The 15,390-nt window shown below is 58.2% G+C and carries 14 protein-coding genes; 3 read left to right on the top strand and 11 right to left on the bottom strand.

What is annotated here, in order from left to right; translation table 11 throughout:
* Positions 1–76 precede the first annotated feature (76 nt).
* On the top strand, positions 77–253 hold the full coding sequence (locus tag FEE96_RS23400) for a hypothetical protein (protein WP_171021589.1): 177 nt from the start codon (positions 77–79) through the stop codon (positions 251–253).
* Between the two features lies 1 nt (position 254).
* On the opposite strand, the gene FEE96_RS02980 is transcribed toward FEE96_RS23400, so the two are convergent.
* Complete coding sequence (locus FEE96_RS02980) at positions 255–1,145, bottom strand: LysR family transcriptional regulator (RefSeq protein WP_138161501.1); 891 nt, start codon at positions 1,143–1,145, stop codon at positions 255–257.
* Positions 1,146–1,241: 96 nt separating this feature from the next.
* Between FEE96_RS02980 and FEE96_RS02975 the strand changes: the two genes are divergently transcribed.
* Positions 1,242–2,006: an SDR family oxidoreductase gene (locus FEE96_RS02975; protein WP_138161500.1), complete on the top strand. Its 765-nt coding sequence runs from the start codon at positions 1,242–1,244 to the stop codon at positions 2,004–2,006.
* Between the two features lie 93 nt (positions 2,007–2,099).
* A complete protein-coding gene (rpe, locus tag FEE96_RS02970; RefSeq protein ID WP_138161499.1) occupies positions 2,100–2,792 on the top strand; it encodes a ribulose-phosphate 3-epimerase in 693 nt (230 codons plus the stop codon).
* Here rpe and FEE96_RS02965 read toward each other — a convergent pair.
* From FEE96_RS02965 to FEE96_RS02920, 10 genes are all read right to left on the bottom strand, one after another.
* Positions 2,738–4,354, bottom strand: coding sequence for a class I adenylate-forming enzyme family protein (locus FEE96_RS02965; protein WP_138161498.1), 1,617 nt, complete (start codon positions 4,352–4,354; stop codon positions 2,738–2,740). The two genes, rpe and FEE96_RS02965, sit on opposite strands and share 55 nt — an antisense overlap.
* A 361-nt stretch (positions 4,355–4,715) precedes the next feature.
* The gene (locus FEE96_RS02960; RefSeq protein WP_138161497.1) at positions 4,716–5,189 is read right to left on the bottom strand and encodes a hypothetical protein; all 474 of its coding nucleotides are present in this window, start codon (positions 5,187–5,189) and stop codon (positions 4,716–4,718) included.
* Positions 5,190–5,272: 83 nt separating this feature from the next.
* Complete coding sequence (locus FEE96_RS02955) at positions 5,273–5,689, bottom strand: PaaI family thioesterase (protein ID WP_246079255.1); 417 nt, start codon at positions 5,687–5,689, stop codon at positions 5,273–5,275.
* Positions 5,670–6,803 (bottom strand): acyl-CoA dehydrogenase family protein, encoded by a 1,134-nt coding sequence (locus FEE96_RS02950; RefSeq protein WP_138161495.1) that lies wholly within the window; start codon positions 6,801–6,803, stop codon positions 5,670–5,672. Before FEE96_RS02950 ends, FEE96_RS02955 begins: the two co-directional genes overlap by 20 nt.
* On the bottom strand, positions 6,800–7,999 hold the full coding sequence (locus FEE96_RS02945) for an acyl-CoA dehydrogenase family protein (protein WP_138161494.1): 1,200 nt from the start codon (positions 7,997–7,999) through the stop codon (positions 6,800–6,802). Before FEE96_RS02945 ends, FEE96_RS02950 begins: the two co-directional genes overlap by 4 nt.
* 92 nt (positions 8,000–8,091) lie before the next feature.
* Positions 8,092–9,264, bottom strand: a complete 1,173-nt coding sequence (locus FEE96_RS02940) for an acetyl-CoA C-acyltransferase (protein WP_138161493.1) — start codon at positions 9,262–9,264, stop codon at positions 8,092–8,094.
* A 1-nt stretch (position 9,265) separates the two neighbouring features.
* On the bottom strand, positions 9,266–11,359 hold the full coding sequence (locus FEE96_RS02935) for an FAD-dependent oxidoreductase (protein ID WP_138161492.1): 2,094 nt from the start codon (positions 11,357–11,359) through the stop codon (positions 9,266–9,268).
* Positions 11,360–11,514: 155 nt separating this feature from the next.
* Complete coding sequence (locus FEE96_RS02930) at positions 11,515–12,720, bottom strand: NAD(P)/FAD-dependent oxidoreductase (protein WP_138161491.1); 1,206 nt, start codon at positions 12,718–12,720, stop codon at positions 11,515–11,517.
* Between the two features lie 100 nt (positions 12,721–12,820).
* Positions 12,821–14,050 carry a Tm-1-like ATP-binding domain-containing protein gene (locus tag FEE96_RS02925; RefSeq protein WP_138161490.1) on the bottom strand — a complete coding sequence of 410 codons (1,230 nt, stop codon included), beginning with the start codon at positions 14,048–14,050 and terminating at the stop codon, positions 12,821–12,823.
* Entirely contained in the window at positions 14,047–15,390 is a 1,344-nt protein-coding gene (locus FEE96_RS02920; protein ID WP_246079273.1) for an aldehyde dehydrogenase family protein, read from the bottom strand. Before FEE96_RS02920 ends, FEE96_RS02925 begins: the two co-directional genes overlap by 4 nt.

The raw sequence follows: 15,390 nt of genomic DNA, 5'->3' as shown, positions 1-15,390 counted from the left end.
GCTGGCCCTCTGAGCGATCACGCGTATACTAGCGCGAAAATTGTATTCAAGGATCAGTGTTCAGAGGGTTTCAGTGATGTTTATGGAGTATGTTTACGCCGCATTGGCCCTGTTGCTTGGCTGTGCCGTTGTCGCCGCGATCTTGTATGGGATGTTTTCCAAACCCACGCCGCACAAAAAGCTCAGATCACGCAGTACCTTTACCCATGGCATTGATGATGTGTCTGTCCCGGGCGATGGTACCAACGACTGACCTATAAATGGGCTTTGAAGAAATCCAAGCCCGCCCGCACCCGTGCGGGCAGATAGGAACGACTGGGATACAAGGCCCAAACTCCTGTCTCAAACATTGTGGCGGTGGCCTGCCAGTTGGGGAACAGATCAACCAACTGACCCGTGGCCAGATCATCTGCAACCAGCCAATCGGCCAGCAGGGTTGGGCCCAATCCCAAACGTGCGGCCTCGCGCAGGGCCAGTGGGTTTGATATGATCAACGACCCATCAACCTCGACTTCAACCTCTGCACCCTGAAGATCGCGAAACTGCCAGCAACTGCGGTACACTGGCAAGGACAGGCGCAGGCAATCAACCTGGGCCAAGTCGCTGGGATGGTTTGGTGCAGGGCCACGAGCCAGATATTCGGGCGCGGCACAAACATGATAGCGTGCCCCTTTCAGGCGGGTTCCGATCAGATCGCCATTGGGGGCGGGTGCCAACCTGATGGCGATGTCGATTCCCTCGCCAACAAGATCCACATTCAGGTCACTGAGGTGTAGATCCAGCTGAATACCGGGTAATTCCGCCCGAAACTGTGGCAGCAACGGCAACATGCAGACCTGTCCAAAGGCCACCGAGGCCGAGATCCGCAACGGCCCAACCGGGTGCTGGCGCTGTGCTCGCGCCTCTTCGTTGGCCAGCTCCAGTTCTTGGACCAGAGGCGCGATGCGGGTCAGATAGCTCTCCCCCTCTTCGGTCAGGTTCAGACGTCTTGTGCTGCGTTGGAAAATTCTCAACCCCAGCTCCGCTTCGGCTGTGGCCAAGGTTCGCGAAACCGAAGACGGATCCAGGTCCAGCACGCGCGCAGCACCAGCGAGACTGCCTTGTTGGGCAACGAGCAGCAGTGTGTTGAGTGTTGATAGATCCATTCGTGCAATATGCGCATGAATATAGTGAATGATCGACCATGTTTTGCAAATTTTGCACCGTCTATCTGGAACTCATATTTCTACACGGAGACCGAAATGAGTGACTTAGCAGGAAAAACCATCATCATCACAGGTGCCAGCCGCGGTATTGGCGAGGCCACAGCCCGCCACATGTCTGGGCTTGGCGCAAATGTCGTATTGGCTGCACGCAGCGTTGATGCAATCACAGCCCTGGCCGATGAACTGGGATCCAATGCAACTGCGGTTCCTTGTGATGTCAGTGATTGGAAACAGGTTTCAGAGCTGATCGGCACTACACAAACAAAGTTTGGAACGGTGGATGTGCTGATCAACAATGCTGGCGTGATCGACCCGATTGCCCGGATTGAAGACAGTGATCCGGCGGCTTGGGGCATTGCCACCGACATCAATGTCAAAGGTGTCTATCACGGGATGCGCGCCGCCATTCCGGTTATGGTGGCACAGGGTCACGGAACCATTCTCAACATCTCATCTGGTGCGGCTACCGGCGCTCTGGAAGGCTGGAGCCATTACTGTGCAACCAAGGCTGCAGTCCTGTCGCTGACCCGCTGCGGCGACGAAGAGTGCCGGGCCCAGGGCCTGAACGTCATCGGCCTTAGCCCCGGTACCGTGGCCACTGATATGCAACGCAACATACGGGACTCGGGTCTGAATCCTGTCAGCAAACTGGATCCCTCGGTTCATATCCCAGCGGATTGGGTGGCAAAGTCTTTGGCCTATCTTTGTGGACCGGGCGGAGATGCATGGCGCGGCCAAGACTTCTCACTGAAATCAGATCAGGGTCGTGCCGAGGTCGGCTTGCCATCTGTATCTGGCTAATCATCCCGGGTCTGCGACACTAAAAGCCTCTATCACCCTGCAGCAAGAGGGGCTATATGCCCCTCAAACGCAAATGCTAAAGGGAACACCCCGATGTCCTTTGACCGCAAGATCAAAATCGCCCCCTCCATCCTTGCCGCCGACTTCGCCAACTTTGGCGCTGAATGTACGGCCATCGAAGCCCAGGGCGCCGACTGGGTGCATGTGGATGTGATGGACGGGCATTTTGTGCCCAACATTACTTTTGGTCCAGCAACCTGCGCCGCCATCCGCCCCCACATCAAGGGCGTAATGGACGTGCACCTGATGATTGCCCCCGTCGATCCCTACATCGAAGGGTTTGCCAAGGCTGGTGCAGATGTGATCACCGCCCATGTGGAGGCCGGCGCACATACCCACCGCACCCTGCAGGCCATCCGCGCGGCAGGCGCCAAAGCTGGTCTGGCACTGAACCCCGGCACTGCGGTGTCCGAGGTTGAGTACTATCTCGACATGGTGGACCTGATTTGTGTGATGACGGTGAACCCTGGTTTTGGCGGCCAAAAGTTCATTCACAGCCAGATCGAAAAGGTCAAACAGTTGCGCGCATTGATTGGCGATCGTCCCATCCACATTGAGATTGACGGTGGTGTGGATCCGGTTACTGCGCCACTGGTTGCCGCTGCGGGGGCAGATGTTCTGGTGGCTGGCTCAGCAGTTTTCAAAGGTGGCTCAGTCAACAACCCTGCCCCCTATGGTGAAAACATCCGCAACATTCGCGCTGCGGCCGAAGGCGTCTGGGCATAGGCGTCAGGTGTAGGGTGCGTGCTTGCACGCACCTTGACGCTACAGCGGTGCGCGCAAGCGCGCACCGCTGTAGCGTCAAGGTGCGGGGCAAAGTGGTCCAACAGTTTATGCTTCAAGATCTTGCCTGTTGGCGCGGCGGGTAACGACAGAGCCATAACAATCCGCGAGGGTCGCTTATAGCCCGCCAGCTGGTCAGCTACAAAAGCGCGTAGATCAGCCTCGTCGGGTTCATCTCCATCGGCCACCTGCACAAAGGCAAGCACCTGTTCATCGCCCTGCACTCTGCGTCCAACTACAGCCGATTGCACCACTTGCGGATGGGCGTTCAGCGCTGCCTCCACTTCAGGTGGGAAGACATTGAACCCACCGTGGATGATCAGCTCTTTGGCGCGACCTTCAATATGCAACAGTCCGGTGTCATCGAGACGTCCCAAATCACCGGTCCGTAACCACCCGTCGCCATCAAGCACCTTCGCCGTTTCCTCGGCACTCTGATAATACCCCAGCATGACATGTGGACCGCGTGTCAGCACCTCACCCAGCCCGGCTCCGCCGCCTTCGACATCTTGATCCACGCGAATCTCGACCCCGGGCAAAGCAGGACCAACCGAGATGTCAGGATCCCCGATCAAACTACGGGTCGCACAGATGCCAGCGGTGGTCTCGGTCATGCCATACCCGTTTTGCAAGGCCACGCCATAGAAACCCTCTGCCCGGCGTTTCCAGTCCGGGTCCAGTGGCGCGGCCCCAGAAGAAACATAGCGCAGCGGGCAGTCTTGCAGGCTCTCATGACCCTGCTCGCGGGTGTATTGCATCAGCAAGGCGTGCATCTGAGGTACAGCCGACAGCAGTGTTACCCCACCCTGTAACGCCAGATACAGTTTCGCAGGACTGAACCGTGCTTCAAGCCGCACCTGAGCCCCAATATAGATCGCTGCCGTCACCACCGAGGCCAATCCGAACACATGGGTCGTCGGCAACACGCCATAGATGACATCTTCCGCCGTCATATCGCGCAGCTGGGCCGAGGTTTTGCCACCGAAGCACATATTGGCATGGCTCAACATCACCCCCTTGGGGGCGCCGGTGGTCCCCGTGGTATACAGCAGCACGGCCAATTCCGGATCATCATGGGGCGTGCTGGGATAGGGCAACGCCAGATGCAACTGCCCCCAAATTCCGTCGCAGGGCACGGCGTTCAACCGCAGGGCATGACCTGCCGCCTCCTCTGAAACTCCGGTTGTGGCCAACAAGGCCGCAGGGCGTGCGTGGTCCAGAATTCGGTTTACTTCTGCCGCACTCATCCGAGCGTTCACCGGCACCGCTACGGCCCCAAGGCGCGAGATTGCAAACAATACCGCCACCGCCGCACAGCAGTTTTCCGACAGCACAACCACGCGATCGCCAGCTTCGACGCCATGGGATCCAAGCTCAGCCGTCAGAGCCTCGCAGGCCACCGATAGGTCGCGGTAATTCCAACGGGTTCCTGTTGTGTCAGAAAACGCCGGTGCGTTTGGACGAAGGGCGCACTGCCCATCCAGAAATCCATGCCATTTATCCACGAAACACTCCTTAAGTGGGCTGTCTCAGGCCCCTGAAACAGAAAATTCGGCGTATTGAGCGAAAGGCACTCTAGGTCACTGACATCCGACACCAGTGTCTCCGATGGGCAGGGTTGGTTGCGGTCGCCAGCCAACGGGTCGACGCTCACATTGACCATTGGTAAGGTATTCCACCATGTGATGACTCATTAAAATATGTACACTTAGTTAATCCTTTCATCTCTTCCATGAATGTGACAGCGATCCAGTCTTTCCAGCAAATTGTGCTGGATCGCGACCGATACTTTACGCCTTCGCCAAAGCGCATGGTGTTGTTGGATATGGAGTTTCTGGCAGTTCCCGGCTTTGGCAATCACAACTCTCAGCCGTTCCACCTAACCAGCCAGCGTTCTAACGCGGCTTCGCAATCGCGTCGCGTCAATGGGATTTCAGCCGTTTTTACAGTTCTGGCAGGCCCACCCAAACCGTCACTCATCCAGTCCTTGACCGGAAGCTCCTCTACATCACCACGATGTACCCGCACCGTTTCAATGCTGACATCATCAATGCCACGCGCATCACAATCCAGCAGCAGGTTTTCGTGTCCCTTGAACACCACGCCTGTCAGGTCGCGCACCTGAACGCTGGTGCCAAACAGCTTGGCCTCGACATGGATGCAGGCATCGATCTTGCTGCTGTAGAAATCAAATATGCGATACAGTCGGTAGTCGCGGCTTTTCTGGTGTTTCTCGACATAGTCCTGTGCCAGTTCGGTGCAGATTGCGTCGCGATCCACCCCGTCAGCCAAGCCTCCGGTGGCGGAAAAACTGATCAGAATTGCAAATAACCAACGCATACTCATCCCTCACATCATGAATGCTCTGATCTTTGCGCGGAATGGTTTTGAAGTCCACTATTGAGGAAGCACAGAGCACTCACTCAGCCCCGTACGCGTTTGAAGATCCCAGTTGCTGTAGCCAGTAACGCACCCTCCTCGTCTCGCAACTCTCCATTCACATAAGCAATACTGCGGCCTCCGCCGGTGGCCTGTGCCTTGGCGATCACTGACCCAGACCGCGCGGCGGCGACATAGGAGATGTTCAGCGAAACAGTGACCAGATTGGGATGGCTTTCACGGTCAAAAAAGGCCGAAGCAGTGTTGCCGCAGACCACATCCAGCAGGGTAGCCACAATGCCACCGTGCAAGACTCCGATCCGGTTCAGGTGTTGTGGCTGCAGGTCCAGTGTAACCTCACACGACCCTGCCCGGGTATCCATTTGGGTGCGGTAACCAACCAATTGCTGGCAACCGGGATCGTTGATCTCACGGAGGGGATCAGGCGGTGCTGAGGTCAATAAACTGCTCCAAGTGATGGTCGGCATCGCCAAACCGATGTTCAGCCATGGTGATACGTTTTGCGATATGGGCGAGCTCGTATTCCTGGGTCATGGCAATGCCGCCGTGCAGCTGGATCGTTTCTTCGGACACCAAACGCCCCGTGCGGGCGACCAGATTGCGGGCAGCTGCGATGTGCAGGTCGCGCTGGTGCGGTTCACCCTCTAGATGGCCGGCAGCGTTGATGACGGCAGAACGCGCTTGTTCCAGCTCGATCAAAAGGTCGGCCATGCGGTGTTGCAGCGCTTGGAAGCTGCCGATAGGACGACCAAACTGCTGGCGGGTTTGCAGGTAGTCACGGGTCAGCACAGTTGCGGTCTCCATTGCACCCAGCGTTTCAGCGGCCAGAGCAACCGAGGCGGCGGCGGCACGTTCGGCAATCACCGGATAGGCCTGCCCGGCAACACCCAGTCGCGCGGATGCAGGTAGAGTGACATGATCCAATTCGACCTCTGCCGCGCGCCCACCTGCCAGTAAGGGATAGCCGCGCAGAGACAGGCCGGGTGTATCGGCAGGAACTAGGAACAGAGAGATCCCATCCTGATCCATCACCGCACCATTTTCACGAGCTGAGACAATCAGAAAACCGGCGGCCTCGGCATTGACCGCCACCGCCTTGCGGCCAGACAGGACGATGCTGTCATCCTGTATCGTGGCGGTGGTTTGCACATGCGACAGGTCATATCGGCTGGCGGGTTCACCATGGGCAAAGGCAAGAAGCAGAGAGCCGTCGATCACTTGCTCCAGCAGGGTTTTCTGAGCCTCTGTTCCAAGGGCTGCAATCAGCCCACCGCCAAGCACGGCACTGTCCAGAAACGGTTCTACCACACCTGCGCGGCCCAGTTCTTCGAACACCACCGCGATGTCAAAACCGGCACCGCCATAGCCACCCTGATCCTCGGTGAACAGTGCACCAATGATGCCCAGCTCCGCCAGTTGCGCCCAGATTTCGGTGCTGTATCCGGTGTCGCTGTTCAGGATGTCGTTGCGCACTTGGGTGGTGTAGCGGTCAGTGAGGAACCGGCGCAGGCTGTCTTGCAGCATCTGGCGTTCATCCGTCAGATCAAAGTTCATGCGCCCCCTCCCAGTTTAACCTTGGCAATGATGTTGCGCTGGATCTCGTTGCTGCCGCCAAAGATCGACAGTTTGCGATTGTTGAAGTACTGCGCCGCAACATGGGTTGTGCCTTCGGGGCCAATCGGGGCTTCGTTACTGCCTTCGACCCCTTCCGAGGCGAAGGGCATCGCGTAGACACCCGCCGCGCGGCGGGCCAGATCGTTGATTTCCTGTCGGATTTGGGTGCCTTTAACCTTGAGCATGGAGCTTTCCACCCCCGGCGCTTGACCTTTGGCGGCCCCCGAAATGATCCGCAGGTTGGTGGTGGACATGGCCATCAGGTCAATTTCGACCCGCGCTACGCGAGCGGCAAAATGTGGGTTTTCAATCAGCGGGCGGCCCCGGTGCATCTGGCTGCGGGCCAGCCGTTTCACCGCTGCCAGACCGGCCTGACTGAACCCAACCCCAGCGATATTGGTGCGCTCGTGGGTCAGTAGGTACTTGGCATAGGTCCAGCCCATGTTTTCCTCGCCAACCAGATTTTCCACCGGCACGCGGACGTCGGTGAACCAGACCTCGTTCACTTCATGGGTACCATCCAGCAGGATGATCGGGCGGACTTCGATGCCCGGAGTATCCATGTCGATCAACAGGAACGAAATCCCGGCCTGCTGTTTGACGGTAGGGTCGGTGCGGACCAGACAGAATATCCAGTTGGCGTATTGCCCAAGCGTGGTCCAGGTTTTCTGGCCGTTGACTACGTAGGTGTCACCATCCCGCACCGCCTTGGTTTTCAGCGAGGCCAGATCAGACCCAGCGCCGGGTTCGGAATACCCCTGACACCACCAATCCTGGCTCGACAGAATTCGGGGTAGATAGTGATCTTGCTGTTGTTTAGAGCCGAATTTCTGCAAGACCGGCGCCAGCATCGACAGACCAAAGGGCACGATACGCGGCGCATGGGCGCGGCAACACTCGTCCTCGAATATGTGCCTCTGCACCGCGTTCCATTCACAGCCGCCAAACTCTTTTGGCCAGTTGGGGGCCAGCCAACCCTGTTCATTTAGCAACGCGTGCCAGCGCTCGTAGTTGTCTTTGCTAAGGCCCCGCCCATCGCGAACGGTTTGCGCCAATTCGGGCGGCAGCTTGTCAGCAAGAAACCCGCACACCTCGGCGCGAAAGGCCTGCTCTTCGGCAGAGAAACTCAAGTCCATTGATACTCCTCTTCTCACTGTCTGGCTCGGCGGCACGCCGGGCAGCCCCCCAAAAAAAGGTCGAGCGCCGCCCTAATTTTATTGCCGTGACTTTAGTAGATCTCGAACAACCCAGCTGCGCCCATGCCGCCGCCGATGCACATGGTGACAACACCCAGCTTGGCGCCACGCCGCTTGCCTTCACGCAGGATGTGGCCGGTCATGCGGGCGCCGGTCATGCCAAACGGGTGGCCAATGGCAATTGAGCCACCGTTGACGTTGCATTTCTCATCGTCGATGCCCAGCTTGTCGCGACAGTAAATCGCCTGGCTGGCAAAGGCCTCGTTCAGCTCCCAAATGTCGATATCGTCTACCTTGAGCCCATGGCGTTCCAATAAACGTGGTACGGCGAAGACCGGACCAATGCCCATCTCGTCTGGTTCACAACCCGCAACACAGAAGCCTTTGAAGGCCCCCATGGCTTCAAGGCCCTGCTGCTCGGCTTGTTTGCTATCCATCAGCACCAGTGCAGCGGCCCCATCAGACAATTGCGAGGCATTGCCGGCAGTGACAAATCCACCCTCGCGCACGGGGTTCAAACCGCGAAGACCTTCGATCACCGTGTTCGGGCGGTTGCAGTCGTCACGGGCTACAGTTGCCTCGTGCATCGAGATTTCACCGGTTTCCTTGTCCTTGACCGCCATGGTGGTCTGCATTGGGACAATTTCATCGTCAAACAGACCAGCCGCTTGTGCGGCGGCAATACGCTGTTGGCTGCGCAACCCGTATTCATCCTGTTTTGCGCGGGTGATGCCATAGCGTTCGGCCACCACATCTGCAGTTTCGATCATCTGCATGTAGATTGCTGGCTTGTGCTCAGCGATCCAGGCCTCCTTCGCGGGGCGCAACTTAGGCTGCACCATCGAAATGCTTTCAACGCCGCCCGCAACCATCGGGCCTGCGCCCTCTGCGGTGATGGCATTGGCCGCAAGGGCAACCGTCTGCAGGCCGGATGAACAGAAGCGGTTCACTGTCATACCTGCCGCTGAAATAGGAAGACCTGCCCGCATCGCGATCTGGCGGGCGATATTGCCACCTGTCTCGCCTTCTGGAAAACCACAGCCAATGGCGCAATCTTCGATCATGCCCGGGTCGATCCCGGCCCGTTCCACCGCAGCCTGCACCGCATGACCGCCCATGGTGGCACCATGGGTCATGTTGAATGACCCGCGAAATGATTTGGCCAGACCGGTGCGGGCTGTTGAGACAATAACTGCCTGTTTCATATCAAGAGTTCTCCCGATTCAGATCGTCAAATGTGCTGCCATCGGCCACCAGTTGCTGCAATAGCGGCGCGGGCTGCCAAAAATAGTCGTCCTCTTTGGCGTAGGCCATGATATCCGCCAGAATGCCATCCAGCCCTTCGATGTCAGCCCATTTCAACGGACCACCGCGATAGCGCGGGAAGCCGTAGCCAAACAGCAGCGTCATATCCACATCCAGCGGTCGCTGGGCGATGCCTTCGCCCACCACTTTGGCGGCCTCATTCACCATGGCGCACATGTAACGGCGGGTGATTTCCTCATCCGTAAAGTCGCGTGGGGCGATCTCCAATTCAGCCCGGTTGGCTTCGATCAATGCTGGCACATCCGGGTTTGGTGTGCCGCCGCGTTTGCCAGCCTCGTAAACGTAATAGCCCTTGCCGGTTTTTTGGCCAAAATGACCATCTTCGCACAATTTGTCAGGGAAACTGGGCACCCGTTCGCGAGCATCCCGCGTTGGTGACAGTCGCTTGCGCGAGGCCCAGCCAATGTCCAGACCCGCCAGATCAGCAACTGCAAACGGCCCCATGGCAAAGCCAAACCCTGTCAGGGCCTTGTCGATCTGATAAGGGCTGGCGCCATCCAAGATCATATGATCAGCACAGGCGCGATAGGTGGACAGGATACGGTTGCCGATAAAGCCATCACAGACACCGGCACGCACCGAAATCTTGTTCAGCATTTTACCCAAGGCAAAACCAGTGGCGACCACATCAATGGATGTTTTGTCTGCCACCACCACTTCAAGCAGTTTCATCACATGGGCGGGTGAGAAGAAGTGCAGGCCGATCACTTCCTCGGGTCGTTTGGTACAGGCGGCGATCTCATTGACGTCCAGATAGGAAGTGTTGGTGGCGAGAATAGCGCCAGGCTTGCAGACCTCATCCAGTTGTGTGAACACAATTTTCTTGACCGACATCTCTTCGAACACGGCCTCCATCACCAGATCTGCATTGGCCAGAGAGGTGTAGTCGGTGGCCAGTGTCAGGGATTGGTTGGTCAGTGCTTCAAACTGATCTGCGCTGATCTTGCCACGCTTGACGGCCCCTTGCAGGTTACCCGCAATCCGGCCTTTGGCAGCTGCGGCAGCCTCGTCGGTCATTTCCAGCATGGTTACACTCAGCCCAGACAACAGCGCCGCAGTGGCGATACCTGCGCCCATGGTGCCACCACCAATAACGCCGATATCCGCCAACGCCCGGGGTGCGACGCCTTTCAGTTCGGGCAGTTTGGAAACCGCGCGTTCGGAGAAAAACGCATGGACCATGCCCTGCCGCTGATCCGAGTTCATCAGCTCCATGAACAATTCGCGCTCGCGCTTGATGCCTGCTTCAAAACTATCAGCCTCGCAGGCAGCCTGTACCGCCCGCATGGCTGTCGCCGGGGACAGTTGACCCCGGCCCTTTTTCAGCAGCGTCTCATATCGCGCGTCAAAATCGATGGCTTCAGGCGCGGGCATATCACCGACTGCACGGCGCGCTGCACCAGCGTCCAGTAACTCCTGCGCATAGGCCAGGCCGATTTCGCGTGGCTCGCCTTCGGTGACACGATCAATGATGCCTTTTTCCAGTGCTTCACCTGCCTTGATTGGACGACCAGAGGTGATCATGTCCAATGCAGCTTCGGTGCCTGCGACGCGGGGCAAACGCTGCGTGCCGCCTGCGCCGGGCAAGATACCCAGATGCACCTCGGGCAATCCCATTTTGGCACTGGGCACTGCGATGCGGTAATGTGAGCTGAGGGCGACCTCTAGACCGCCCCCCAGTGCAGTACCATGCATCGAGGAAACCACAATCAGAGGTGAAGCTTCGATCCGGTTGCAAAGATCCGGCAGACCCGGATCCAGCATTGGCTTGCCAAACTCGCGAATGTCGGCACCGGCAAAATAGGTGCGCCCATCGCCGTAGATCAGCACCGCCTTGGCCCCGTCATCTTCCGCCTGTTGGATCCCGGCCAGCAACCCCTTGCGCACGTCAAACCCCAGTGCATTCACCGGAGGGTTTTGCGCAGTCAGCACCGCAATATCGCCTATTTTTTCGTATTTGATTGCGTTGCTCATCCGCTGTTCCTTTATCCGTGTGGGCGGCAAATGTGCAGCACCCTTATGTTAATTCGATCTAGACATAGATGAGCGCACCCCGCCAAGCCCCTAGCCCGGCGAGGGCACCCATACCTCACGTCACTTGTTAACGATCTCTCATTGCCGGGGCCAGATCAGATCACGGCCTGCTCTAACAACGGTTGACCAGCTGGGATCCGATCGAAAGCAAAAGGTGACAGATCCAGCGTTTCATACCGCCCTGTTGCGATCCATTCGGCCAGCCCGCGCCCCATCGCCGGAGCCTGCTGCAGGCCGTGACCAGAGAAGCCATTGATCATCATGAAATTCGAGACCTCCGGATGGGCCCCGATGATCGCGTTTTGATCCAGCGTGTTATAGGCATAGTGGCCAACCCAGCTTTGGATCAGTTTCAGCGCCTCAAACTGCGGAATGCGTTCGGCAATGGCGGGCCAGACTTTCTCTTCCCACAAAGAGTGGTCTTCGATGAAATCATCAGGTGCGACTGCCGGGTCTTCAAACGGCGGGCAGCCAGCCATGTAATACTTGCCTTCACTGCGCACATGGACCCCCGATGGGTCAACCGTCAGTGGCAGATCAACATCCAGCGGTCGGGCCGCTTCGAACACAAATGTATAGCGTTTGCGCGGCTCCACGGGCAGTTCAAGCCCAGCCATCTGTGCCACTTGCCCGGCACGGGGGCCCGCGGCATTGACCACGTGACCCGCCCCAATCTGGGTGCCATCAGCCAGCACAACACCCGTCACTTGATTGCCCGAGCGTGAAATTCCCGTCACTTCGTTGTTGATAAATTCAACACCACCAGCGCGTGCTTTGCGACGCCACCAGTCGAACATGCAGCCGCCATCAAAGTAGCCCTCGTCTACCGGGTTGTGACTGCCGATCCGAATGCCATCGAGATTATAGAACGGAAACTGTTCAGCCAGCATGTCGCGGGTCAGGATTTGGGTTCCGGCCCCTTCTGCAGCCTGCATCTGTTGCGCTGCCCGCAACACCTGCTCGCCCTCGGCGGTGGCCGCCAGATACATATAGCCAAAAGGCTGCATGTGAATGTCCGGGACATCCGGGTCACCGCCCATGTATTGACGGAAATTGTGCACATAGTCGGCACCAAACTGGCTGACCTGAACGTTGATCGGCTGGGTGAATTGCTGGCGGATGCAGCTGTTGCTATGGGCTGTTGAACTGAATTCATAAGCGGGCGCGCGTTCGACAACCAGAACAGTGCCATCAAAGTCCGGGCGATTGGCCAGGAACCAGGCCACCGAGGCCCCCATCATGGCGCCACCGATGATGACAACGTCATAGGATTTCAGTTTAGGTGTAGTGTCAATTTGCATGGGAAAAATCCGGCGTTAGAGGTCTTGCCAACAGCTGTATCCATGCGGCGCTGTTTGGCAAGCTCTGTGAACACCCTGCGGCCCATCGCGACCCGACGTCCTATTTCAATTTGACCGTTCCATCTGCCAGCCAGCCATCAAAAACGTCCAGTGCTTGGGCCGTGAAAGCCGCATCATTGATGTGGCAGTCCAGCTTGGTCAGAGTCACATTTTTCGGGCATCGCGCAGTGATTTCATCACAGAAAGCGGCCAGCCCTTCAGCGTCATGCAGGTCTCCACCGGGGCGGTCCCACTCGTTGCAGCCATGTTGCGGCAACAGCAAGGCAACGGGCGCTGTGGCGCTGGACAGCTTGTCACAGATCGTGCGCGCCACCTGTCGGCGTTCGTCTGCATCCAACACGGCCGAGGTTAGCAACCTGTTGTGGGCATGGGTGGGACGGTCAGCGAGCGCCGGTGGAGTCGGCTGCCAGCCAACAATGTCGATGAGGTCGTAACAACCCGGAGCCACCAGTTGTGGCGTTCCTGATCTACCCGCGTTGGTCATCCGATCAGCCCCGGCGGACAACCCACCAAACATGTGGTTTGACACTTCTTGAGGTGCGAAGTCGAACACAGCGGCAAACGCGCCTTCCGCCGCGAGACTTTCGAACGCGCGACCGCCCATGCCGGTGGCGTGAAACACTGCAACCTCGAATCCGCGTTCTTCGAGCGCCGGCTTCAGGTCGACCATGTAGCGCAAAACGGTTTTACCAAAGGATGTCATACCGATCAGCGGGCGGTCGCGTTTCGGAGGCTCCACCGCGCGGGCAGCACCCAGAACCGCGCCTGCGGCCTGCGACAGCGAGGCTTTGCAGATGGAGTTCAGCCCATACAGCCCGCCAGCCCAAAGGATCATCTGCACATCGCTGGGCAGGCGTTCGGGTGGGATCAGCGAGGAAAAGGATACTGTGGAGACAACGTATTTTGGCACCCCAACCGGCAGCGCCGCGCAAAGATCCAGCGCAAGATCGGTACCCATAGTGCCGCCCAGAACGATCACGCCATCTATGCGCCCATCGCGGTACAGCTCCAGTGCCTTGGCAGCAGAGCCACGCGCCATGATCTGCATCGCGGTGTTTTCATCACCAGAGTCGATGGCCTCTTGAATGGAGCTGCCACCCGCCTCAGCCACCTGATGTTTGCTGACATCCGTTGGCTGGCTTGGATCGCCCAAAACGCTGACATCCATGGTCAGCACCTTGCCCCCCTGCCCGCGGATCACATCCGCCAGATAGCCCAGCTCTTCATCCTTGGTGTCATAGGTTCCGGCAACCAGAATTGTCTTGCTCATAACTGTATCCACGCGGTTTTCAGATCTACGTATTTGTCGAGGGCATGCAGCGATTTGTCATGGCCGTTGCCCGACTGGCCCACGCCGCCCAGCGGCACGGTATTATCTGCGCCGCCATAGGTGTTCACATGTACCACCCCTGCGCGAATGCCAGCCACCAAACGGTGGGCGCGGCTAAGGTTCGAGGTCCAGACCCCTGAGGCCAGTCCAAAATCAGTGGCATTGGCCAATGTTAGGGCCTGTTCTTCGCTCTCGAACTTTGTCACAGAGAGCACCGGTCCAAAGACCTCGCGCTGGAACAGAGCATGTTCTGGCGCCACATGGGTCACAATGGTTGGCGCCATATAGGTGCCTCCGGTGTCTTGCAGGATGCGGGTGCCCCCGGTGATCACCTGCCCGCCCTCGGCGCGGGCCATATCCATAAAGGACAGATTGCGGTGCAGCTGGTCCTCTGAGTTCACAGCGCCAATTTGGGTATTCAGGTCCAGCGGATCGCCTACCCGCAGCGCCTCAGCCTCAGCCTTGAGCATTTCGACAAATTCGTCGTGGATGGAGGCCTCGACCAACAGGCGCGATCCAGCAACGCAAACCTGCCCTGAATTGCGGAATATGCCCGCTGCCGAGACCTTGGCGGCCTTGGCCAGATCCGGGGCATCTGCAAAGACGATATTGGGGGATTTGCCGCCCAACTCCAAATAGCAGCGTTTCAGGTTTGAGGCGGCCGATGCCTCGAGCAAGCGACGCCCGGTTGTGCCTGACCCGGTGAAGGTCAGCACATCAACGCCCATGGATTTGGACAGGGCCGCGCCGGTTTCCACACCTGATCCGGTAACGACGTTCAGAACCCCGTCAGGCAGGCCGCAGTCAGAGCAGATCTCAGCCAGCCGTAACAAAGATAACGAGGCGGTTTCGGCCGGTTTCAACACCACCGAATTACCCATTGCCAACGCCGGGGCGAGTTTCCAGGCACCAATCATCAAGGGGAAATTCCACGGGACAATTGCCCCCACCACCCCGACGGGTGCGCGGTGCACAAGGCCCAGCACATCTGGCCCGGTCGGGGCGATCTCGCCGCCCACTTTATCCAGTGCCTCGGCATAGTAGCGGAAGGTGCCAGCTGCCGATCCCGGTTCCGCCTTGAGGGCCATGTTGAATTCGGTGCCGTTGTCGAGTACGCCCAAGACCGCCAGCTCGATGGCCTCACCCTCGATCCGGTTGGCGATGGCGTGCAGCACTTTTTTCCGTGCGGCGGGGGACTGTTTGGACCAGCGACCATCGTGGAATGCCCGCCGCGCCGAAGCGACGGCGTTTTCCACATCTGTTGCAGACGCGCCCTGCAG

Source organism: Parasedimentitalea maritima, assembly GCF_005771405.1.
In the GTDB taxonomy this organism is placed as follows: domain Bacteria; phylum Pseudomonadota; class Alphaproteobacteria; order Rhodobacterales; family Rhodobacteraceae; genus Parasedimentitalea; species Parasedimentitalea maritima.
The sequence above is the reverse complement of the archived record's forward strand: the minus strand, read 5'-3'. Positions and strand labels throughout refer to the sequence as shown.

What these genes read in the sequence shown, in the direction of transcription:
- rpe (WP_138161499.1), top strand. Translation starts at nt 2,100, where the DNA reads ATGTCCTTTGACCGCAAGATCAAAATCGCCCCCTCCATCCTTGCCGCC.
- FEE96_RS02960 (WP_138161497.1), bottom strand. Translation starts at nt 5,189, where the DNA reads ATGCGTTGGTTATTTGCAATTCTGATCAGTTTTTCCGCCACCGGAGGC.
- FEE96_RS02935 (WP_138161492.1), bottom strand. Translation starts at nt 11,359, where the DNA reads ATGAGCAACGCAATCAAATACGAAAAAATAGGCGATATTGCGGTGCTG.
- FEE96_RS23400 (WP_171021589.1), top strand. Translation starts at nt 77, where the DNA reads ATGTTTATGGAGTATGTTTACGCCGCATTGGCCCTGTTGCTTGGCTGT.
- FEE96_RS02945 (WP_138161494.1), bottom strand. Translation starts at nt 7,999, where the DNA reads ATGGACTTGAGTTTCTCTGCCGAAGAGCAGGCCTTTCGCGCCGAGGTG.
- FEE96_RS02950 (WP_138161495.1), bottom strand. Translation starts at nt 6,803, where the DNA reads ATGAACTTTGATCTGACGGATGAACGCCAGATGCTGCAAGACAGCCTG.
- FEE96_RS02975 (WP_138161500.1), top strand. Translation starts at nt 1,242, where the DNA reads ATGAGTGACTTAGCAGGAAAAACCATCATCATCACAGGTGCCAGCCGC.
- FEE96_RS02980 (WP_138161501.1), bottom strand. Translation starts at nt 1,145, where the DNA reads ATGGATCTATCAACACTCAACACACTGCTGCTCGTTGCCCAACAAGGC.
- FEE96_RS02930 (WP_138161491.1), bottom strand. Translation starts at nt 12,720, where the DNA reads ATGCAAATTGACACTACACCTAAACTGAAATCCTATGACGTTGTCATC.
- FEE96_RS02925 (WP_138161490.1), bottom strand. Translation starts at nt 14,050, where the DNA reads ATGAGCAAGACAATTCTGGTTGCCGGAACCTATGACACCAAGGATGAA.
- FEE96_RS02940 (WP_138161493.1), bottom strand. Translation starts at nt 9,264, where the DNA reads ATGAAACAGGCAGTTATTGTCTCAACAGCCCGCACCGGTCTGGCCAAA.